We start from the raw sequence: 21,782 nt of genomic DNA, 5'->3' as shown, positions 1-21,782 counted from the left end.
GACACCGTAGATCCTTCATCGAGGCATGATCGACTCCTCGAACGTTCCTGCTGGCAGGGCCATTGACACCCCTCGGCACCGCCGCCCGCGGAAGCGCTTACCCCTCTCCTTTTGTGAGCGACGTCACCGCTTCCTGCCGGTACGGCCGAGCAGCCAGCCGATCACCGCGCTGCCGAGCGCGACGCCCGCGCCCATGCCGAACGCGGCGAGGAGCGACCAGGCCGGGACTCCGGCTCTGGGCTGTTTCGCCGGGCGCTCGAAGACATGCGCGGGGCCGGCTTCGACCGTCACTCCCGGCGCGGCGGGTGCGGTGGGTGCGGCGGCCTCCGCGGGTACCGTGGCGACGGGGGCCTCGACGGAGACGCCGGAGACGAGGTGGCTCTCCACCGCGGAGAAGAAGTCACCCGCGGTCTTCCTCGCGACGGAGCCGAGCATGCGCTGGCCGACGCCACCGATCATGCCGCCGATCACGGCCTCGGCGTCGTAGTCGATCCGGGTGCCGCCCTCGACCTCGCTGAGACGGACCTGCACCGTGGCGTCCACGGTGCCGGGGGCGCCCTGGCCGCGAGCCCTGAGCACGAACCGTTCCGGAGCCTCGGGCTCCGACAGGGCGACCTCGCCCTGGTAGACGCCCTTGATGGAGGCCACTCCCGCGGTGACGGTCATCCGGTAGGTGTCCGGGCCCGTCTCCTCAAGGCGCTCGCACCCCGGAATCGTGCGTACGAGCACGGCCGGGTTCTGGAGCGCTGACCACACACGATCTCTGTCGATGCCGAGCACGGCACTGCCTGCGAGCTTCACATCAGCACCCTAGGCAATTTCGGGGCGGGCGGATAACAGCAACATCTGCCCGCCGGCGCGACCCTTCGTTGTCAGTGCTGCCGCTCTGACGCACGAGACCTGCCGGGGTCAGCCGGGCGCGGGGCTTCCGGCTCGCAGGGACGCGCCCACGTCGTGCAGGTGGCGCAGCGCCTGTGCGTACGAGCTGACGATCCCGGACTCCAGGTAGTCGACACCCAGCTCCTCGCAGTAGGCCCGGACGATCGGCTGGGCGCGGCGCAGGTTGGGCATCGGCATGCTGGGGAAGAGGTGGTGCTCGATCTGGTAGTTGAGCCCGCCGAGCACGGTGTCGAGGACCCTGCCGCCGCGCACGTTGCGCGAGGTCAGCACCTGGCGCCGGAGGAAGTCGAGCTTCTCCTCGCCCCTGAGCATCGGCATTCCCTTGTGGTTGGGCGCGAAGGTGCAGCCCAGGTAGACGCCGAAGATCGCCTGGTGCAGCAGCAGGAAGACCACGGCCTTGCCCGGCGACAGCACGGTGAACAGCGCGCCCAGGTACAGGACGGCGTGCACGGCCAGCAGCGACGCCTCCGCGGCCCGGTTCCTGGTCGTCGGGCGCATCAGGGCCCGGACGCTGGACACGTGCAGGTTGAACCCCTCGAGCGTGAGCAGCGGGAAGAACAGGAACGCCTGCCGGCGGCCCAGGAGCCTGGGCAACCCCCTGCTCTCGGCGGCCTGCTCGTGCGACCAGATCAGGAAGTCGGGGGCGACGTCGGGGTCGTGGTCCTCGTGGTTGGGGTTGGCGTGGTGGCGGGTGTGCTTGTCCATCCACCAGCCGTAGCTCATGCCGATGGCGAGGTTTCCGGCCACCAGCCCGGCGAGCTCGCTGGAGCGGCGGGAGCGGAAGACCTGGCGGTGGGCCAGGTCGTGGGCGACCAGCCCGATCTGCGCGAACACCACCGCGAGGAAGGCGGCGACCAGCAGCTGGTACCACGAGTCGCCGACGGCGAAGAAGACGGCCCAGCCGCCGACGAAGGAGGCCGCCACCAGGCCGAGCCGTACGGCGTAGTAACCGGGGCGCCGGTCCAGCAGCCCCGCCTGGACGATCCGGCGCGACAGGCGGGCGAAATCACTACCCCGTTCCACGCTTTCAAGGGGGGCGGGGGGATCCGCGTCGTCGATCGCGGTGGAGTTGGTCACGGTTCTCCTCAGATGGGCCGGATCACTCGAATGATTACGTCAACCGGCGACGCCATATATCTACGTCAACCGAGCATGATGACTTTCCCAGGATTGCGTGCTCGCCGCGCTCGCAAACCCCCGCTCCCACCCCTACTCGTGGTAGTGCTGACCCTACCCCGCCAAATGCTGCGATCAAGGAATTACAACAACATAGCCATTTGAATCGCCCTCGCGCGGCATGATCGAACAGACTCCCGGCTGCTGGCAGGATGGTCGCCCATGGCATCGGGGACGTACTGGACGATAAGAGCGGCGGCGATGGCGACGGCCCTGGTGGTGAGCGCCGGGTGCGCCACCGGCCTGGACGGCGGGGCCGGCGAGGGCGCCGCCGCCGCGCCGGGTGCCTCCTCCGGTGCGGGGAAGGCCCCCGCCGGCGGGGACGGCCGGGCCGCGAAGACCCCGGCAGGGCCGCCGGGTGCGATGCCCGGACCGGGCGAGGTGGGCGTGATCCCCCGTCCCGCTGACGGCCTGCCTCCGGTGATCAGTTCCATCCCCACCAGGCGGAAGGTCGTCTTCCTGACCATCGACGACGGCTGGGAGCAGGATCCCGGCTTCGTGGCACAGGTCCGTGACCAGCGGATCCCCGTGGCGGCCTTCGTCACCCGCGACGCCGTGGAGGCCAGGGGCGCGACAGATCCGACCGCCCAGGGCGGCAGGTTCCTGGGCGCGGGCAAGTGGAGGTACGTACGCGACCTGCGCGACGCGGGGGCGACGATCGAGAACCACACGCTGACCCACCCGAACCTGCCCGCGCTCGGCTACGAGGGGCAGAAGGCCGAGATCTGCGGCACCTCCACACTGATCCGCAGGCACACCGGCACCGCGCCCACCCTGTTCCGCCCTCCGTTCGGCAACCACAACACTCTGACCCGCAGGGCCGCCAAGGCCTGCGGCATCGACGCGCTCCTGCTCTGGACCGCGACCGTGCAGCCAGGCGGGAAGATCGCCTACCAGGTGCCCGACAAGAAGCTCCGCCCCGGCGATGTGCTGCTGCTGCACTTCCGTCCGAACCTCGCCCGTGACTTCGAGATCCTCGTCGCCAAGATCAGGCGCCGGGGGTTCGAGCTCGGCAACCTCGACGCGTACCTGAAGGCGGCGACCTCGAAGGCGGCGACCCGCTAGCACCGACCGGGAACCTCGACCGGATTTCCGGTCACCGTCCCGCCGCGGCCGTCACCGGCGACCGGGAGTCACCGGACACGGTGCTGAGGGCCCTGAATCCGGCGCGGGAGGCTCGCGGTGTCGCCCGCGCGGCGTACCTCGAAATCACTCCGGAGGTGGACGCCCCGGGGGTGCCTCCCGCCCCATCATGGAGTCACGCCTCCGGGGGGATGGCGGGCGGCGGGGATGCGTCCATGTGACGGGACATGCGTGGAGACATTCCCCGCGGCAGGAGGAGAGCCGGCGCCGCGAGCCGAAGGACGGTCTCGGTCCGGCCGAGAAGTGCGGTCTCGCACCGGACCATGTGACAAAGATCGCACCAGCTCGCGGCGCCCCACCCTCCTGTTGCTCTACAGCTTGTAGTACTACTAAGGATAGAACTACGAGCTGTAGAGCAAAAGGCCCGCGAGGGGAACGCGAAGGGGAGATGGACGCACTAGACCTGGCCCGGTGGCAGTTCGGGGTGACCACCGTGTACCACTTTCTGTTCGTACCCCTGACCATCGGCCTCGGCGTCTTCGTGGCCGGCCTGCAGACCGCCTGGCACCGCACGGGCAAGGAGCACTACCTCCGGCTGACGAAGTTCTTCGGGAAGATCTTCCTGATCAACTTCGCGATGGGCGTGGTGACCGGCATCGTGCAGGAGTTCCAGTTCGGCATGAACTGGAGCGAGTACTCGATCTTCGTCGGTGACGTCTTCGGCGCCCCGCTGGCGCTGGAGGCACTGCTCGCGTTCTTCCTGGAGTCGACCTTCATCGGTCTGTGGATCTTCGGCTGGGACAAGCTCCCCAAACGCGTTCACCTGGCCACCATCTGGATCGCGGTCATCGGCTCCACCGTGTCCGCCTACTTCATCCTCGCCGCCAACGCCTGGATGAAGCACCCTGTCGGCTACGAGGTAATCGACGGCAAGGCCCGGATGACCGACCTGTGGGCGGTGCTCACCAACTCCGCCGCCCTCGCGCAGGTGCCCCACGTGGTGGGGGCGGCCTTCGTGGTCGGGGGCGGTTTCGTGCTGGCGATCTGCGGCTACCAGGTCCTGAAGGAGCGGCGCGCCGCCACGGCGCGGCGGAACACCCCGAGCATCTGGCGGACCCCGATCCGGGCCGCGCTGGCCATGACGGCGATCGCCGGCGCGGTGGTCGCGGTCAGCGGGGACATGTCCGCCAAGCTGCTGTACGAGCAGCAGCCGATGAAGCTGGCCGCCGCCGAGGGGCTCACCCACGACACGGCCGGCGCGGCGTTCTCCCCGGTGCCGGGGGTGGAGATCCCCAAACTGCTCAGCTTCCTGTCCACCAACGACCCGAACGCGGTCGTCCAGGGCACGGCGGACATACAGGCCCGGTTCACCGAGCAGTTCGGCCCGGCCGACTACCTGCCCAACCTGCCGGTGGTCTTCTGGTCCTTCCGCGTGATGATCGTCTTCGGGATGGCCACGGTGGGCCTGTCGATTCTCGGCCTCTGGCTGACCCGAAGGCGCCGCGGCGGCAAGCACCCGCAGCAGGAGATCCCGGCCTGGTTCGCCAGGGCCGCCCTGCTGGCGCTGCCGCTGCCGACCATCGCGATGATCTCGGGCTGGCTGCTCTCCGAGATCGGCCGCCAGCCGTGGACCGTCCAGGGTGAGCTGCTCACCGCGGCGAGCGTGTCGCCCGGCGTGAGCCTCACCGAGGTGGCCATCTCACTTGCGGTCTTCACCCTGGTCTACGGCGTGTTCGCGGTGGCCGAGGCCGTACTGATCATCCGCCACGTCAAGGCAGGCCCCGAACCCGCCGTGCCCGCCGTGCCCCTCACCCCGCCCTCGCGCGACGACCAGACCGCGGACGTCCGGCTCCAGCCGACCCTGATGTACTGAAGGCGACCATCATGGAACTCACCACCTTCTGGTTCGTACTCATCGCGTTCCTGTGGATCGGCTACTTCGTGCTGGAGGGTTTCGACTTCGGCGTGGGCATGCTGGCACCGGCGCTGGCCAGGAACGAGGCCGAGCGCAAGCAGGTCCTGGGCACGATCGGCCCGGTCTGGGACGGCAACGAGGTCTGGCTGATCACCGCGGTCGGCGCCATGTTCGCCGCCTTCCCCGCCTGGTACGCCGGGCTGCTCAGCGAGTTCTACCTGCCGATCACGCTGATCCTCGTCGGACTGATCGTGCGCGGCATCGGCCTGGAGTGGCGCGGCAAGGTCCAGCACGCCTCCGACCGCGCCTGGTGCGACCTGGGCGTGCTGGTCGGCAGCGCGCTCCCCGCGTTCCTGTGGGGCGCCGTCTTCGCCGACCTGCTGCGGAACAGCGCGGCGGCCGCGCTGGTCGGCGGGGTGCTCTCCCTCTCGCTGTGCGTGCTGCACGGTGCGGTGTTCGTCGCGCTCAAGACCTCGGGACCGGTGCGCTCCCGTGCCCGGCGTGCCGCGATGATCGCCGCCGCGGTGGCGCTGCCCGCCGCGGTGGTGGCACTGCCGAACATCCCCGCCACGGACGCGGTGGCCGCCGGCTGGTCGGCGGCCCCGTGGCTCTGGGCGGGCGCGCTCGCCTCGATGGCGGCCCTGGCCGCGGGGATCGCGCTGACCTGGCGCGGCCGGGACGGCTGGGCGTTCGCCGCCACCGCCTCGTCCATCGCGCTGGGCGGCGGCGCCCTGTTCGGCGCCCTGTGGCCCGCCCCGCTCCCCGGCCTCACCGTCGCCGAGGCCGCCTCCGGCCCGTACACGCTGGGCATGCTCACCTGGATCGGCCTGATCGCGCTGCCGTTCGTGCTCGGCTACCAGGCGTGGTCGTACTGGGTCTTCCGCAAGCGCCTGGTCGCCGGGGTGTCCTGAGACACCCTGGCCCGCCTCTCACGGGTCAGGCTTCCCGCTTCACCGCCGGTCGCCGGTCGCCGGTCGCCGGTCGCCGGTCGCCGGTCGCCGGGAGAGCCCTACCCCGAACCCGCGCGTGGCGTTCAGTGCAGGCCGAGCCTGGCGAGCGGCTCGACCAGTTCCCTCTCCTCGTACGACAGGTGGGACAGGAGCGTGTCGGTGAGCAGGTCCATGGCCGCCCGCAGTTCCTTGTGACCGTCCGGTCGGCCGACGAAGGCGACCAGCGCCCGGTCGACGCCTTCGAGGACCTCGTGGATGGCGTGGTGCTCCTGCTCGAGGCGGTCGACGACGGGCGTGAGCCTGGGGTCCGAACGGCGCAGGTGCGGGAAGAGGCTCTGGTCCTCCAGGGTGTGGTGGGTCGTGACGACGCGGCAGTAGGACTCGCAGTACGTACCGACCGTCCAGTTGTTCTGGCGCATCGTCATCGTGTTGATGTGCGAGCGTGCGGCACCGGGATCCATGGCACCGGTGGTGACCTGGTCGACGAGCCCGCGAATCTCGGTGAGCTCCTTGCGAAGGTGGTCGTGGATGTCGACGAGGTGCTGTCCGGCCGCCCGCTGCCGGGTGGTGTAGGTGCGATCCGGGTCGGGATCAGGACCTGTCGGACGGGTGCTCTCGTCCCAGACCTGGACGTCGGCGAGCCGGACGCCGTCGTCCGGGGTGGGCGTGACTCCCAGGGCGGGAACCGCGCCCCTGACCTGGGCGGGCGGGACGACGGCCGCCGACGTACCGCGTACCTCGGTGTCGGCGGCCCCGGACCGGTCGGCGGCGGACGGCCCCGAACCGCCGCGCTCGGCCTCGACGAGTTCACGGACGCCGGGAACGACCTCGGCGGCGAAGCGCCGGATGTCGTCGGGGTCGTCGCTCGCCAGGATGTAGGCGCTCATCCCCTGGGTGAGGGTGAGCTCGGCGAGTTGCTCGGCCCAGACCTGCGCCGGTCCCTGGAGGAAGTCGCGTCCCGAGCCGGTGAAGGCGCCGGAGATGTTGTACAGGCGCCGGACGTCACCGGGTGAGCGTCCCGCATCGACCGCGGCCTCGTCGATGGCGGCGTTCATCGCCGGGAGCGCGTCCAGGGCGGCGTAGGCGCTGCTGGGCAGCCAGCCGTCCGCGAGCCGCCCGGTCAGGTCGAGCATCCGCCTCTTGTAGGCCCCCAGCCAGATGCCGACGTCGTGGGCGGGCGCCGGGCCGGGGTGGGCTCCCCAGACGCGGTGATACCTACCGTCGACCCGTACGGATCCGCCGCCGGTCGCCCAGACGGCCCGGATGACCTCGATGCCCTCCTTGAGGGCGTCGACCCCCTGCGCCGCGTTCAGCCGGGGGCCGCCGACGGCGGCGATGGCGTCCCAGAAGGCACCCGCCCCGAGCCCGAGCTCGACCCGGCCGCCGCTGAGGATGTCCAGGGTCGCGACGCTGCGGGCCAGCACCGCCGGCGGGCGCAGCGGCAGGTTCGCCACGTTCGGCGACACCCGCACCGTCGAGGTGCTCGCCGCGATGACCGACAGCAGCGTCCAGGTGTCGAGGAACCACGCCTGGTACGGATGGTCCTGCACGGTCACCAGATCCAGGCCGACCTGCTCGGTGAGCTGGGCGAGCGCGACGACCCGCTGAGCCTGCTCGGCGACCGGGGTCAGGAAGGTTCCGAACAGCAGCTCGTGCCCGTAGTCGGCCATGTCTCTCCTTGGAACGTCATGTCGGATGTGCGGCACCATGGCACGACAGATCGTATTTAAAACAGATAGATTGTCAAACAGAAGGTCTTTTTCACCTTTAGTACTGATAATCTGGCGACATGCCCGCAACCCAACGTCCCGGCATGGAGACCTCGGACGCCCTGGACAGCGACCTGGGCTGGACCCTCGGGGTGGTCTTCCGCGCCTACGTCAGGACGGCGAACGCGCTGGTCAGCCACCTGCCCGGCGGGCCCAGGGGCTACCAGGTGCTCACCGCGGCCGCCCAGGAGCTCCCCGGCGGTCAGGGAGCGCTGGCGCAGCGCCTCGGCGTCGACAAGACGGTCATGACCTACCTGCTCGACGACCTGGAGCAGGCCGGCCTGGTCGAGCGCCGGCCGGACCCCGCCGACCGGCGCAACAAGCGCATCGTCGCCACCGAGCGGGGCAGGGCGACCTGGGCCGACACCCAGACCCGGCTCGAACACGCCGAGGAGCACGTCCTGGCACCGCTGGACCCGGCGGACCGCTCCGTCTTCCGCGAGTTGCTGAGGAAGCTGGCCATCCAGGCCAACACCCTGGACCCGGTGCACGACACCTGCCAGCTCGTCACCGAACTGGCCCCCGACACCACCCCCGCCAAACCACGCCGCGCCCCCCGCCGCTGAACCCAGGCCTCCACCTACGCCGAGGCTGACCTCAACGAGGCTTGAGTACGGCATCTTTGACGGGCGTTCCGACCGGGACGCGCACCGTGTCAGGAAAACGCCGCGGGCCTGCGCCCGAAGGCATTGAGCGCAGTGGCGGCGAGAGCCAGGGCGAGGCCGGCGACGGAGGCGGCGGGGACGCCGAGGAGGGCCAGGGCGGTGGCCGTGACACCGGCCGGGCCCCACGTCCAGACGGGGATCATGCGGGGTGTGCCGCCCCGGCGGCGGTGCCAGGCCTCGGCGGCCATCGGGACGACGAGCGGGGGCAGGGCGGCGGCCAGCGCCGAGAGCCAGGGCAGGAGATAGAGGTCGAACCGGAGGACGGCCAGCAGCGTGCCGGGGACGGCGACGGTCAGCATGGCCGCGGTCCTGGAGAGGCCGGGCCTGACCGACCTGATCGCCAGAGCGCCGGAGTAGGTGGTGGTCAGGCTGGGGGCGAAGACCGCCGCGGTGACGAAGAGGTTGCCGAACGCCGCGATGTCACCGGTGCCCGCCAGCGTCGCGACCACGTCGGGCGAGCCGGTGCGCAGCCACACCCCGGCGCCGGCCAGGGTCGCCAGCGACGCGGGGACCACCAGCAGTGCCACGCACACCAGCAGGTCCCGCCGCCCGGCGAGGCCGTGGCTGAAGTCCGGTGCCCGCAGCGCGAAAACGGCGACGTACCCGACCAGGACCGCCACGTCCGGCAGGATGCCGCGGACGTCGGCGGTGACCGGCAGCACGGGCGGGCTCAGCCTGACCACGCACACGGCGACCAGCGCGAGCGCCGCCAGCGTGGTGACGACCGCGATCCGGTTGCCCAGCCGGCCGGAGGCGTAGGAGGCGGCCAGGACGGCGGCGGCCAGCAGCACCGCGCCCACCGGTCCCGGCAGGGAGGTCACGGTGCCGAGCGAGGCGCCGCCCAGCCCCACGTTGAAACCGTTCCAGCCGATCATGGCCAGGGTGAGCAGGACGCCCACCGCGGTGCGGGCGGCCGGGGAGAGGTAGGTGGGCGCGACATCCGTCAGCGTGCCGCCCTCGGCGCGGGACGAGCCCAGGCCCAGCATGCCCTGGCCGTACAGGAGCGCGGCCATGAGCGCAGCGCCGAGCAGGACGGCGACGATCGGCACCGCCCCGCCGTGGCGGTCGGCCATCGCCGCCCCCATGGTGAGCGTCGCCGGTGCGGCACCCAGCCCGAGCCACGCCCCGGCCGCCCCGGTCCAGCGGCGGCCGGCCCGGCCCGGGGAGGACGCCGGCCGGGAGGACGACGTCACGCCGGAGTGCTGTCGGCCTCGACCGGCGTCCCTTCCGGCCTCCCGGTTGCGCCCGACGCTCCGGCGGATGCCTCGCCTGTACCGCCGGCTCCGGAGCCCGCGCCGCCGGATCTCCCTGCCGCGCCCTCCGCCGCGGCGGGCGCCGTGCCCGCGCGGTCGGGCGGCCCGTCCGGGGCCTGCGCCTTCCTGGCGGCGCTGCCGCCGAGGTAGAGGGCTCCCAGGCGGGGGTCCTCGACCAGTTCCCTGGCCGGTCCCGAGATGTGCACCCGACCCAGGTCCAGCACGCAGCCGATGTCGGCCATCTCCAGGGCGCGGCGGGCGTTCTGCTCGACCAGCAGGACGGCGACCCCGGTCTGGCGCATCAGGTCGATCTGCTCGAAGACGGTCGAGGTCGTCTTGGGGTCCAGGCCCATGGACGGCTCGTCCAGCAGAATCACCTTGGGCTCCAGCATGAGCGCGCGGGCGAACTCCACCTGCTTCTGCTGGCCGCCGGAGAGCAGGCCGGCGATGCTCGTCCAGCGCTCGCCGACCACCGGGAAGATCTCCTTGACCGCCTCGATGCGCCGCTTGATCCAGGCCTTGTCCCGGACGGTGTAGCCGCCCAGGCGCACGTTCTCCTCGACCGTCATCTCGCGGAACACGCTGTGCCCCTGGAGCACGTGGGCCATCCCCTTGCCCAGGAGGTCCTGCGGCGAGGCGCCGGTGACGTCCCGGCCGCCGAGCAGCACCGAGCCCGAGCGCGGGACGAGTAGCCCGCTGGCCACCTTGAGCACCGTCGACTTGCCCGCGCCGTTCGGCCCGACCAGGCAGACCACCTCACCCGTGTGGACCGTGACCGACAGCCCGCGCAGCACCAGCGCCGCCCTGCCGTACCCGGCCTGGACGTCGCGCAGTTCGAGAACGGTCCCCGGCGGAGCCGGCATTTCAGACACGTCAGACACCGAGGTAGGCCTCCAGCACTCGGGGGTCGTTCTGCACGACCGCCGGCGGGCCCGCGGCGATGGGGGCGCCGCGGTCGAAGACGATCACGTGGTCGCACATCCCCATGACCATGTCCATGTTGTGCTCGACGACGAGGAACGTCCGTCCCTCCCGGTTGAGCTCGCGGACGAGAGTGACGATCCGCTCGATCAGCGCCGGGTTGACCCCTCCGGCGGGCTCGTCGAGCAGCACCAGCTCGGGGTCGCCCATGAAGACGGCCGCGAGCTCCAGCAGCTTCTGCTGCCCGTAGGAGAGGTTGCGCGCCTCGGCGTGCTCCAGGTGGTCGATACCGACCCGGCGCAGCCAGTGGCGGGCCCGCTCGACCTCTCCCCGGTCGTGGCTGCCGGCCAGCAGCTCGCGCAGCCGGGTGCGGCGCACCGCCACCAGCATGTTCTCCAGCACGGTCATCCGGGGGAAGACCCGGCAGAGCTGGAAGGTGCGGCCCAGCCCGGCGTGCGCGATGCGGTGCGGCGAGTAGCGGGTGATCTCCCTGTCCCCGTAGAGGGTCCGCCCGGAGTCGGGCCGGATCATCCCGGTGACCAGGTTGAAGAAGGTCGTCTTGCCGGAACCGTTCGGCCCGATCAATCCGTTGATCTTGCCGTGCACCAGCTCGACCGTCGCGCCGTTCACCGCGGTCACGCCGCCGAACGCCTTGGTCAGGCCCTCGGTGCGCAGCGACGTGCTCATCGGGCCGCCTCCTGCAACTCCGCCCGCTGTGCGGCGGTCTCCTCGCGGATCGACGCCTCCGGGGGCCGTCTCCGGCGCAGCAGCTTCGCGGCGGCCGGGATGATCCCCTCGGGCATGAACAGGACCACGAGCACCAGCACCAGGCCGGTCGCGGTCAGGTGGATCTGCGACTCGCCGAGCGCGACCAGGAAGTACTCCCCGGCCGGGGCCACGATGAGCGCGCCGAGCAGCGGGCCGAACAGATAGCGGACCCCACCGAGCAGGCTCATCAGCACCATGTAGGAGCCGATCAGGATGGAGAAGACGAAGATCGGGTCGAGGCTGCGGAACCAGACGGCGTACAGGCCGCCGGCCAGGGCCACGAACAGCGCCGACAGCGCGTAGGCGGCGACCTTGAACGCGACCGTCGGCACGCCGAGCGACTCGGCCTTGTCCTCGTCCTCGCGGATGGCCCGCAGGCCGCTGCCGAACCGGGAGCGATCGACGAACCACCAGGTCAGCAGGGCCAGCACGAGCAGGGCCAGGAAGAGGTAGAAGAACACCAGGTGCGCCTCGCCGCGGTTGAGCTCGCGGAACGGCGTGGGCACCCGCAGGCCGGTGGAGCCGCCGGTCAGCGACCGCCAGCCCTGGACCAGCAGGTTCATCATGGAGACCAGGGCGATGGAGACGATCACGAAGGAGGCCCCGCGCACCCGGACCGCGGCGATACCGACCAGCACGGCGAAGAGCGCGACCGCGACGGCCGAGGCGAGCAGCGCGAGGATCCAGTTCCACTCGGCCCGGGTGATCAGCAGGCCGGTGCCGTACGCACCGAGCCCGAAGAACGCCGAGTGGCCGAGGGAGACGTATCCGGTGAACCCGCCAAGCAGGTTCCACGAGGTGGCCATCACCGCGTACATCACGGTGAGCACGCCCGCGTAGAGGAGATAGGTGTTGGGCACCAGCCACGGGTAGGCCAGGGCGAGGAGCGCCCCGAGCGCGACGAGCCCGGCCTTCGTCTTAGAACCGTTGCGCAAGGCGGCCTCCGAAGAATCCCTGGGGACGCACGACGAGGGTCAGGAAGAGGAAGACGTAGAACATCATCGTGGCCCAGGTCGCGTCGACGGTGACCAGCACCAGGCTCTCGATGACGCCGAGCATGAGCGCGGCGGCGGCGGCCCCCTGCACGCTGCCCAGGCCACCGACGACGATGATCGCCATCAGCTTGCCGATCCAGGCCCAGTGCGCGGCCGGGAAGAACGGGGTTATCAGGGCGAGCACAGCGCCGCCGGCCGCCGCGGTGGCCAGGCCCACCCCGAAGCCGTATCCGGTGACCCTGTCGGTCTTGATGCCCACCAGCCGGGCGGCCTGCGGGTGCTGGATGGTCGCGCGCAGGGACTGCCCGAAGCGGGTCATCCGCAGCACCACGAAGAGCAGGCCGAGGGTGAGCGCGGCGACGCCGAAGGCGATGATGCGGTCGTACGGCAGGCGGACCGCACCGAGCGACAGCGACTTGGTGGCGTAGTCCATGCTGATCGACCGGTAGGAGCCGGTGTAGACGGTGCCGAGCACGCCCTCGATGATCAGAGCCATGCCGAAGGTGAGCAGCACCGACATCATCGCCATCGTGTCGGAGGCGAGCCTGGAGATCAGCAGCCGCTGGATCGCCACGCCCGCCGCGAAGAACAGCGGGACGGTGAGCGGGATGGTGAGCAGCGGGTCGAGCCCGAGGCGGACGTTGAGCGTGTAAGTGAGGTAGGCGGCGACGATGAGGAACGCCGGGTGGGCGACCATCACCACGCGCATGACGCCGAAGTACAGTGACAGGCCCGAGGAGAGCAGGGCGTACAGGCCGCCGGTCAGCACGCCCAGGGCGAGTCCCTGCAGCAGGAGGGAGCCTGACGGCATCAGGTCACCAGTCCTTCTTGGGGAAGACCAGCTTGGTGGTCTGCGCCTTGGAGCCCTCGGGCAGCACGATCTGGACCTTGCCGTCCACGTACTGCTGGATCATGTGCGCGGCCTCGGGGCGGCCCTTGTCGTCGAAGGAGAGCGGGCCGACGATGGTGTCGAACGTGCCCTCGCGGATGTGGTCCGCGAGCTTCGTCTGGCACTCCTCGGTCGGGTCGACGCAGCCGACCGCCTTGACGGCGGCCTCCACGATCTGGCCGACGGTGTAGCCGTTGGCCGCGTCCTCGTTGGCCTCGCCCTTGAACATCTCCTTGTAGCGCTTGACGAAGGCGTCGTTGCCGGGGAAGCCGGAGGTGAGCGACCAGCCCACGGGCGACAGGATGCCCTCGACCGCGCCGCCGACCGCCTCGGGGAACTCCTGCAGGGTGGGGCCGGTGGAGAAGGCCGCGAGCTTGGGCTGGGCGCCGAGTTCCTGCAGGGCGCGGACCAGGCCGACGGAGTCCTCGAACTGGGTGCCGCCGACCACGATGTCCGGCTTGGCGTTGGCGATCCGGGCGGCGATGGGGGCGAAGTCGGTGGTCTCCGGCGGGTAGACCTCGTCGGCCACGGTCTTGATGCCGGCCGCGGCGAGCTTGTCGCGCAGGCCGTAGGCGGTGCCCTGGGCGAACGGGTCGTCCAGGGAGGCGTACGCCGCGGTCTTGGGCCGCTTGTCCGCCGGGAGCGCCAGGATGTATTCGGCCAGGTAGTTGTAGTGGTCGCCGGCGATGGCCGGGGCGGCGTAGAACAGGTTCTTGAACCCCTGCTCGAAGACCTCCTTGGCGGCGCCCGCGGGCTCGACGAACAGCATGTTGTAGGACTCGGCGACCTCTGCGGCGGGGATCACCAGGCGGGTCGAGAACGGGCCGAACACCAGGTTGACCTTGTCCTGGGTGATGAGCGACTCGTAGTCGGAGACGACACGGTTGGGGTCGGAGGCGTCGTCCCGGAAGATCAGCTCGACCTTCCGGCCGAGGAGGCCGCCTGCCGCGTTGACCTGGTCGGCCCAGACCTCGTACCCCTCCCGCACACCCTTGCCCGGTTCGGAGAAATCGCCGGTCAGCGGCAGGGAGATGCCGACCTTGACCGGACCGGTGCCACCGCTCTCGGCGGTCGGCTCATCGCCGATGCCGCCGCAGGCGGAAAGGCCTAGAGTGCACATCGCTACCAAGGCAAGGCTTCTGAGGGCGAGGGGAGCCCTTACCATGTCGAACCCTCCAGAGCGTGGGTCGGTTTCGCCTTCGTAAGCGCTTTCGTAAGCGCTTTCGGTTACCATGGCACGCATTACAGCGACGTGACAAGGGGGTAATCTCGCGAATGGAAGAGCGCACAGCCATTCCGCGTCTGGTGGACGTCGCACGAGCCGCAGGGGTCTCGCTGGCGACGGCCTCCCGCGCGATGACCGGGAGCAGCGGAGTCAGCTCCGCGCTCGCGGCACACGTCCAGGCCGTGGCGGCCCAGGTCGGCTACGTCCCCAACAGCCACGCCCGAGCCCTCGCCGGCGGGCAGGCCTCCATGATCGGGCTGATCGTCCACGACGTCGGCGACCCCTACTTCGCCGAGATAGCCCGGGGCGTGCTGCGCGAGACCGAGAGCCGCGGCTACATGGCCATGATCAGCCAGACCGAGCGCGACCCGAGCGCCGAGCTGGCGCGCATCCGCACGCTGCGGGCCCACCGGGTCACCTCGATCGTCCTGGCCGGATCGGGATACGTCGAGGCGAGCACCGAGGTCGGTACCGCCGCCGAGCTCGCGTCCTTCAGCTCGGCGGGAGGCCGCGTGGCGGTGATAGGCCGCCACCACCTGCCGGTCGACGCGGTGCTGCCGGACAACCGCAACGGCGCGGAGACCGTCATGCGCCACCTGCTGGACCTCGGCCACCGCGACATCGGCGTGGTCGGTGGCCCGGCCAACCTCACCACCGTGGAGGACCGGCTCGCCGGCCTGCGGAGCGCCGCCGAGACGCACGGCCTGAGCTGGGAGGCGATCCCCGTCGTACACGGCGACTTCACCCGCGAGGGCGGCGCGTCTTCGACCGCGCAACTGATGCGCGGGCACCCGGAGCTGACCGCGGTCATCGCGCTCAACGACCCGATGGCCGTCGGCGCGCTGTCCTGGCTGCTGCACGACGGCCGCCTGATCCCCGGCGAGGTCTCGGTCGCGGGCTTCGACGACATCCCGGTGGCCGCCGACGTCTACCCGGGCCTGACCACAGTCCGTCTGCCGATGATCGGCATGGGCCGGCAGGCGCTCGAACTCGTCCTCAAGCCTCCCGCCGCCCGCCCCCGGCGCCGGCGCACCGGCCACGAGCTGGTCGTCCGCGCCTCCACTGGCCCGGCCCCCGCCAGGTCCGGGGCGGCCCGCCTCACCCGCTGAACCCGCACCGGCGTACCGGCCCGGCCGCGAGGGCGATTTCAGCCTCGAAGAAACATGTCATTGACGCAACCGTAATCGTCTCCTACTTTCAGGGAAGCGCTTTCCAAGCGCCTCCCCTCGACTGTTAGGTAGGCGGGATGCGGAAGTCCAAATGGTTCCTGCTGACAATCGTCGCCGTCCTCGTAGGCCTTCCCCAAGTGCCACAAGCAGCCGCTTCGTCCACCCGACCGGCGGCCGCGCGACTCGATGAACCGATCACCGATCCGATCCCGGAGGAGCCGATCACATCCGGGCTGGGGCTGACCGTCGAAGAGTTCGCCTCGTTCCCCAAGTCGGAGCCGACCCCGGCGCCGACCGATCCACGGATGGTCCGCTGGGCCCGGATCAACCACGTCGGTGAAATTCCGGATGGGTCCGGACGCAAGTTTGTGCCTGACCTAAATGGCAAGATGTACCTGCTGGAAAACGGCGCGCCACACGTCTACCTCGACGTCGGCGCCACATTCGCCCCCGAGTTCTTCTCCGGCCGCGGCCTCGGCCAGGGATTCGGCTTCGTAACCTTCCACCCCGAGTTCCGGAAGAACGGCACGTTCTACACGGTCCACACCGAGCTGGCCTCGGCCACCGCGAAGACCCCGGACCTGACGCCCCAGCCGGGCACCCTGTACCACGGCATCGTGACCGAGTGGACGGCGGACGACCCGTCGGCGGGCACCTTCCAGGGGAGCCGCCGGGAGATCCTCCGGCTCGGGTTCGCGGGCCAGATCCACGGCATCCAGCAGATCGACTTCAACCCGACCGCCAAGCGGGGCGACAGGGACTACGGGCTGCTCTACGTCGCGGTGGGCGACGGCGGCACGGGCGTCCGCAACGACGAGCCCCAGAACCTGGCACTGCCACACGGGAAGATCTTCCGGATCGACCCGCGGGCCGGGAACAGCGCCAACGGCAAATACGGGATCCCTGCCGACAACCCGTTCGTCGGCAGGCCGGGCGCGCTCGGCGAGATCTACGCCTACGGGATGCGCGACCCGCACCGCTTCAGCTGGGACCCGGCGGGACGGCACCGCATGTTCCTCGGGCACATCGGCGAGAAGAGCGTGGAGGCGGTCTACGAGGTCCGCGCGGGCGCCAACTTCGGATGGAGCGAGCGCGAGGGGTCGTTCGTGTTCGACAAGGCCACCTCGAACCCCTGCGAGCGCCTCCGCCCGCTGCCCGCCGACGACGAGAAATACGGCTACACCTACCCGGTGGCCGCCTACGACCACAACCCGCCGCCGGGCTGGAACTGCACCGCCGACGTCGGGCGCGGGATCTCGGGCGGCTTCGTCTACCGCGGCCACAAGGTGCCCGAACTGCGCGGCAAGTATCTCTTCGGGGACATCGTCACCGGCCGCATCTTCTACACCGACGAGCGTGAGATGCGCATCGGCGCCGAGCGGGCCCCGATCCACGAGCTCATGGTCTACGACCGGACGGGCAAGCGGGTCTCGATGCGGGACCTGGCGGGCGACGCCCGGATCGACTTCCGGTTCGGCCGCGACGCCGCCGGCGAGCTCTACATCCTGTCCAAGGCCAACGGCAAGATCTGGAAGGTAACCGGCACGCGGTGGTTCGCCGGCTGCGACACCGGCCGCACCCGGGTGACCAACGTGACCCGGGCTGCGGACTGGGCCCCCGTCACCCCGGCGAAGTGGCGGTTCCCCGGGAAGGAGATCGTCCTGGCCGAGGCCGGCCAGTCTCGCCCCGGCCCTCGCCGTCCCTTCGAGTACGCGGTGCTCTCGGCGGGGCCGAAGTTCGGCTCGGTCCGGTTCGACGGCGAGGTCAGGCTGGACACCCCTGTCGAGATCACCAATCGCGATGTGATCGTCGTGTTCGGCTACCAGAGCGACACCCAGTTCTACTACGCCCACCTGTCGACGGATAACACGATCTACCCGCACAACGGGATCTTCGCCGTGAACAACGCCGACCGGGTGCGGATCGAGGATCAGTGGGACGAGGTGCGCTCCAGAGGCGCCAGGCCCGCCGTCACCGACACGCAGTGGCACCGGATCCGGGTGAAGCACTGCGCCGACTCGGGGGAGATCGCCGTGTACGTCGACGGCGCGAAGTCTCCGCTGATGACCGCCGTCGACACCACGTTCACCTCCGGCAGGGTGGGCTTCGGGTCGTTCGACAACATCGGCCGGCTCCGCGGCCTCAAGGTCACCGGCACCCGGGTGGACGACTGATCGTACGCGCGTGACCACGGCCGCCGGCGGGGCGGGTTCCCCGCCTCGGCGGCGGCCGCAGGATCCGGCGCCGCACCAGGGAGAAGACATTGAGAAAACGCCACCCGTACATCAGCCATGACGCCGCGGCGCGGGAACACCGCCGGCCACGTGTGCTCTCGACAGCCCTCGCAGCCGCGGTGCTGTGCGGGTCGCTCACGACGGTCCCGGCCGCCCAGGCCCGGGCCGGCGCGCAGACCGCCCCCGCCGGCACGGCGGCTTCGCAGCAGTCCCGGCCGGACGTGTTCCCCGGCCTGAAGCGGAACCTGGTCGCCTACTACGACTTCGAGCACCCCACTCCCGGGAACGCCGCGCGGGAGCGGGACCAGGGCCGTTCGGGAACGGACATCGACCTCGTCAACGGCGGCGCCTCGATGCGCGTGCCGGACGGCGCCCATCGGGGGAGCCGGTCCTCGTTGCAGACGCGGCAGGTCAACCCTGCCCTCGTCGGCAACGACGACTGGAAGGCCGGCGTCTACTCGGAGACCGGGGTGCCCACCCTGAACGCCTTCAACGGCGCGAAGGGGACCACGATCATGGGGTGGTTCAAGATGACCGGCTCGAACCCGGGCCTCAACTCCAACACGCCTGCCCCGGACGACCAGTACAACGCGGTCGGGCTGGCGGGCGTCCTCACCGGCACCTCCCAGGGGCACGACGTCCGAGCCCTGCTCGAAGTGATCAACGTGTCGGGAGAGTTGCGGGTGGTCGCGCTCGGCAGGCGCGTGGACGGCGGCAGGTCCCAGACGTTCGCCGCGAGCGAGGCCTGGCAGAGCGTGCTACCGCTCAACGAGTGGGTGTTCCTCGCCGCGACGTTCGACTTCGACGAGGGCACCATGGCGCTGTACAAGAACGGGCGGCCGCTCGACGGGTTCTACACGCTCTCGGACGATCCGTGGGGCGTCTCGGGGCCGCCGGAGCCGGACCTCACCTCGGAGACGGACCCCAGGGGCATCAAGATCGGCGGTAGTTTCCCGCAGAACACCCGGGAGCAGAACCCGTGCGACTGCCGGCTCGACAGCCTGATGTTCCTCGACCGGTCCGTGACCGGCAAGGAGGTCTTCCAGCAGTATCGCTGGGCCACCAGGCACCGCCCCTGACCGGCCCCCGGGTGTGTTCCACGGATCTTTCCGCCTGCCGCGGCGGAGACCCGCGGAACGCCCCCGGGACGGCGTGACCGTGCCGCGGTGCGGGGAGCCCGACGACGCGCCCCCGCCCCGCGGGCATCTGGGTGCCCAACACCTGGCAGTGCGTGTGGCTGGTCGCCGACAACACGATCTACCCGCACAACGGCATCTTCGTGGTGAACAACGCCGACCGGCTACGCATCGACGACCAGTGGACCGGCACGGTCGGCGCTCCCCCATCCACGCCCTCGGCGGTGACGACGTCGTCTGCGGCGGCGAGGGCAACGATGTCGTGCACGGCGACGACGGCGCCGACCGCCTCTACCGCGGCTCCGGGGACGACACTCCGTACCGCGACCGCAGGCGACCGCGGGATCGACGCGCTGATCGGCGGGACGGGTTCCGGCGCCCTGACCGCCGGCCGTGATCCCGGGCCGGGGAGACAGCGGGACGGAACCCACGCCGAAAGCGCCTATCCTGGGGCATGCCCGAGTCGGGCAGCCCCGCGGACACGGCCGCCATCCGCCCCGCCGTGCCGCGTCGACCTCAAGGTCGCGAGACGCCGGGAGGCACACGTGTCGGAACCGCGCCCGTTGCGTCCGGGCGAACCGACCCGGCTGGGGAAGTACCGGCTGCTCGGCTGCCTGGGGAAGGGCGGCCAGGGATCCGTGTACCTCGGGGAGTCCCCTTCGGGGACGCGGGTCGCCGTCAAGGTCCTGCACGGCCACGTCGCCGGTGACCCGAAGACCCACAAGCGGTTCCTCCGCGAGGTGGAGGCGGCCCGCCAGGTGCCCCACTTCTGCACGGCACGCATCCTGGACGTCGGTACGGCCGACGATCAGCCGTACGTGGTGAGCGAGTTCATCGAAGGGGAGTCGCTGGAGCAGCGGATCGGCTCACGCGGGCCACTCGACCCGCGTGACCTGGCACGGCTCGCGATCGGTACGGCCACCGCGCTGGCGGCGATCCACCACGCGGGAATCGTCCACCGCGATTTCAAACCCGCCAACGTGCTGCTCGGCCCGGACGGGCCACGGGTGGTCGACTTCGGCATCGCACGCAGCACGGACCTGGCCACCACGTCCGTCAGCCTGATCGGCACCCCGCCGTACATGTCGCCCGAGCAGCTCTCCGGGGATTCGGTGGGCCCGCCCTCCGACATGTTCAGCTGGGCCGGCACCATCCTGTTCGCCGGGACGGGCAGGACCCCGTTCGGCCATGATGTCGCCCTCGCGGCCCTGGTGTACCGGATCCTCCACCAGGAGTGCGACCTCACCGGCCTGCCGGACGGCCTGCGGCAGATCTCCGGCCGGTGCCTGGCCAAGGCAGCCGAGCACCGCCCCACGGCCGAGGAGGTCCTGCTTGGTCTCATCACCGGTAACGGGGCGGCGGTCCCCACCGGTGACCTGCTGACGACGGCCATGGGGCGGATGGCGCAGCCGTCTCCGCCGGACCCGGCATCCTCTCCGGACCTGCCGCTCACCCGGGAGCGATCCGGCACGGCACCGCTTCCCACCGCCCCTCCCCCGACACCGCCGGCCGACGGCCCGCCCCGGATGACACTCCCCACCGGCCCCTCCGGCGGGCCGGCGGCGTCCCCCTCCCGGGGGCTACCCCGCCGAAGCTTCCTGATCGGCGGAGGAGCCGCGCTGGCCACCTGCGCGGCGGCGGGGGCCGCGGTGCTGGTTCCCCGCTACCTGAGGGAGGCGGCCGGTTCGGCCACGTCTTCGCCCGGGGCGAGCCCGAAGGCCGCGACCATCCCGCCGTCGTCCTCGGCCACCCCGGCGACCTCGCCCACGGACGGGCCGGCGGCCTCCCCGAGCCCGTCCGGGCTGATCCCGCCCGGCCCGGACGGGCCGCTGGTGCTCGAGAACGGCAACACGGTGCAGGGCCTCGCGGTCTCCGCCGACGGCCGCCTGGTGGCCGCCGGGTGCTGGGACGGCAAGGTCCGCCTGTGGGAGGTCCCCACCGGGAAGATGATCGCGAAACTCGACGACCGCAGGTTCTACGTCGAGGGCGTGGCGCTGAGCCCGGACGGCCGGACCCTGATCAGTGTCGGCGGGGTGACCGACACCGAGACGCACGTGTGGGACGTCGAGTCCAGGCGTCGCGTGTCGAAGTCCGTGATCGGCTCCGTCTTCGTGGAGTTCAGCCCGGACGGCGAACAGTTCGTCACCGGCAGCGGGTACGAGTGGGTCCGGCTCTGGCGGACCTCCGACCGCAAGCAGTCGGGCGCCTCCATACGTCACACCGAACTGGTCAGGAATGCGGCGTTCAGCCCCGACGGGCGCCTGCTGGCCACCGCCGGGTGGGACGACACCGTACGGCTGTGGCGCACCTCCGGATCCAGAGCGGTCGGCAGACCGTTGACCGGGCACAAGGACGATGTCAACGCCGTCGTGTTCCTCGACGGCGAGACCCTGGCGAGCGCGGGGTACGACAAGGTGGTGCGGGTCTGGGACGTGACATCCCGCAAACCGAAGGGAACGACGTTCAAGGGGGCCGGTTCGACGATCAACAGCATGGCGTGCAGCCCCGACGGGACCGTTCTCGCCGCCGGGACCGACAAGGACGGCGTCCTGCTGTGGGACGTCGCCACCCGGCGGCGGCTCCGGCAACCCCTGGAGACCGGCCAGGTCCACACCGTGACCTTCAGCGCCAACGGGTCCGTCCTGGCGGTGGCCGCAGGTAACGACGTGCTGCTGTACGACGTCGGCAGCCTGCGTACCGCCTGAGGATGCGGCGGTGAGAGCTCAGCCCGCCG

General features: G+C 70.9%; 18 protein-coding genes. 9 read left to right on the top strand and 9 right to left on the bottom strand.

Annotation, left to right across the window (positions count from 1 at the left end):
- Positions 1-123 precede the first annotated feature (123 nt).
- Positions 124-801: a carbon monoxide dehydrogenase subunit G gene (locus ABZU75_RS23605; RefSeq protein WP_355557951.1), complete on the bottom strand. Its 678-nt coding sequence runs from the start codon at positions 799-801 to the stop codon at positions 124-126.
- 108 nt (positions 802-909) lie between these two features.
- The gene (locus ABZU75_RS23600) at positions 910-1,866 is read right to left on the bottom strand and encodes an acyl-CoA desaturase (protein ID WP_355558011.1); all 957 of its coding nucleotides are present in this window, start codon (positions 1,864-1,866) and stop codon (positions 910-912) included.
- Between the two features lie 372 nt (positions 1,867-2,238).
- Here ABZU75_RS23600 and ABZU75_RS23595 point away from each other — a divergent pair, with 372 nt between their 5' ends.
- From ABZU75_RS23595 to cydB, 3 genes are all read left to right on the top strand, one after another.
- Positions 2,239-3,141, top strand: a complete 903-nt coding sequence (locus ABZU75_RS23595) for a polysaccharide deacetylase family protein (RefSeq protein ID WP_355557948.1) — start codon at positions 2,239-2,241, stop codon at positions 3,139-3,141.
- Positions 3,142-3,607: 466 nt separating this feature from the next.
- Positions 3,608-5,032, top strand: coding sequence for a cytochrome ubiquinol oxidase subunit I (locus ABZU75_RS23590; RefSeq protein WP_355557945.1), 1,425 nt, complete (start codon positions 3,608-3,610; stop codon positions 5,030-5,032).
- Positions 5,033-5,043: 11 nt separating this feature from the next.
- Entirely contained in the window at positions 5,044-5,985 is a 942-nt protein-coding gene (cydB, locus tag ABZU75_RS23585) for a cytochrome d ubiquinol oxidase subunit II (RefSeq protein WP_355557942.1), read from the top strand.
- 122 nt (positions 5,986-6,107) lie between these two features.
- On the opposite strand, the gene ABZU75_RS23580 is transcribed toward cydB, so the two are convergent.
- A complete protein-coding gene (locus ABZU75_RS23580; RefSeq protein ID WP_355557939.1) occupies positions 6,108-7,694 on the bottom strand; it encodes an LLM class flavin-dependent oxidoreductase in 1,587 nt (528 codons plus the stop codon).
- A gap of 119 nt (positions 7,695-7,813) precedes the next feature.
- On the opposite strand from ABZU75_RS23580, the gene ABZU75_RS23575 reads away from it, so the two are divergent.
- A complete protein-coding gene (locus ABZU75_RS23575; RefSeq protein ID WP_355557936.1) occupies positions 7,814-8,359 on the top strand; it encodes a MarR family winged helix-turn-helix transcriptional regulator in 546 nt (181 codons plus the stop codon).
- An 89-nt stretch (positions 8,360-8,448) separates the two neighbouring features.
- On the opposite strand, the gene ABZU75_RS23570 is transcribed toward ABZU75_RS23575, so the two are convergent.
- From ABZU75_RS23570 to ABZU75_RS23545, 6 genes are read right to left on the bottom strand one after another with little or no spacing between them, the layout of a single operon-like run.
- The gene (locus ABZU75_RS23570) at positions 8,449-9,651 is read right to left on the bottom strand and encodes a hypothetical protein (protein ID WP_355557933.1); all 1,203 of its coding nucleotides are present in this window, start codon (positions 9,649-9,651) and stop codon (positions 8,449-8,451) included.
- A complete protein-coding gene (locus tag ABZU75_RS23565) occupies positions 9,648-10,574 on the bottom strand; it encodes an ABC transporter ATP-binding protein (protein ID WP_355558008.1) in 927 nt (308 codons plus the stop codon). Before ABZU75_RS23565 ends, ABZU75_RS23570 begins: the two co-directional genes overlap by 4 nt.
- A gap of 10 nt (positions 10,575-10,584) precedes the next feature.
- Positions 10,585-11,319: an ABC transporter ATP-binding protein gene (locus tag ABZU75_RS23560; protein WP_350916896.1), complete on the bottom strand. Its 735-nt coding sequence runs from the start codon at positions 11,317-11,319 to the stop codon at positions 10,585-10,587.
- Positions 11,316-12,335, bottom strand: coding sequence for a branched-chain amino acid ABC transporter permease (locus tag ABZU75_RS23555; protein WP_355557929.1), 1,020 nt, complete (start codon positions 12,333-12,335; stop codon positions 11,316-11,318). Before ABZU75_RS23555 ends, ABZU75_RS23560 begins: the two co-directional genes overlap by 4 nt.
- Entirely contained in the window at positions 12,319-13,206 is an 888-nt protein-coding gene (locus tag ABZU75_RS23550) for a branched-chain amino acid ABC transporter permease (RefSeq protein WP_355557927.1), read from the bottom strand. Before ABZU75_RS23550 ends, ABZU75_RS23555 begins: the two co-directional genes overlap by 17 nt.
- 4 nt (positions 13,207-13,210) lie before the next feature.
- Positions 13,211-14,404: an amino acid ABC transporter substrate-binding protein gene (locus ABZU75_RS23545; protein WP_355557925.1), complete on the bottom strand. Its 1,194-nt coding sequence runs from the start codon at positions 14,402-14,404 to the stop codon at positions 13,211-13,213.
- A gap of 155 nt (positions 14,405-14,559) precedes the next feature.
- Between ABZU75_RS23545 and ABZU75_RS23540 the strand changes: the two genes are divergently transcribed.
- The 5 genes from ABZU75_RS23540 to ABZU75_RS23520 all read left to right on the top strand — a co-directional run bounded on the left by ABZU75_RS23540 (position 14,560) and on the right by ABZU75_RS23520 (position 21,753).
- The gene (locus ABZU75_RS23540) at positions 14,560-15,618 is read left to right on the top strand and encodes a LacI family DNA-binding transcriptional regulator (RefSeq protein ID WP_355557922.1); all 1,059 of its coding nucleotides are present in this window, start codon (positions 14,560-14,562) and stop codon (positions 15,616-15,618) included.
- A 449-nt stretch (positions 15,619-16,067) separates the two neighbouring features.
- Entirely contained in the window at positions 16,068-17,852 is a 1,785-nt protein-coding gene (locus tag ABZU75_RS23535) for a PQQ-dependent sugar dehydrogenase (protein WP_355557919.1), read from the top strand.
- Positions 17,853-17,941: 89 nt separating this feature from the next.
- Positions 17,942-18,991, top strand: coding sequence for a hypothetical protein (locus ABZU75_RS23530; RefSeq protein WP_355557916.1), 1,050 nt, complete (start codon positions 17,942-17,944; stop codon positions 18,989-18,991).
- 13 nt (positions 18,992-19,004) lie between these two features.
- Positions 19,005-19,445: a hypothetical protein gene (locus ABZU75_RS23525; protein ID WP_355557913.1), complete on the top strand. Its 441-nt coding sequence runs from the start codon at positions 19,005-19,007 to the stop codon at positions 19,443-19,445.
- A 148-nt stretch (positions 19,446-19,593) separates the two neighbouring features.
- On the top strand, positions 19,594-21,753 hold the full coding sequence (locus ABZU75_RS23520) for a protein kinase (protein ID WP_355557910.1): 2,160 nt from the start codon (positions 19,594-19,596) through the stop codon (positions 21,751-21,753).
- Positions 21,754-21,782: the final 29 nt, after the last annotated feature.

Origin of the sequence: Streptosporangium sp. NPDC005286, assembly GCF_040607515.1 — a bacterium.
Lineage (GTDB): Bacteria > Actinomycetota > Actinomycetes > Streptosporangiales > Streptosporangiaceae > Streptosporangium.
Note: the sequence above shows the minus strand (reverse complement) of the source record. Positions and strands in the feature narration are given on the sequence as shown.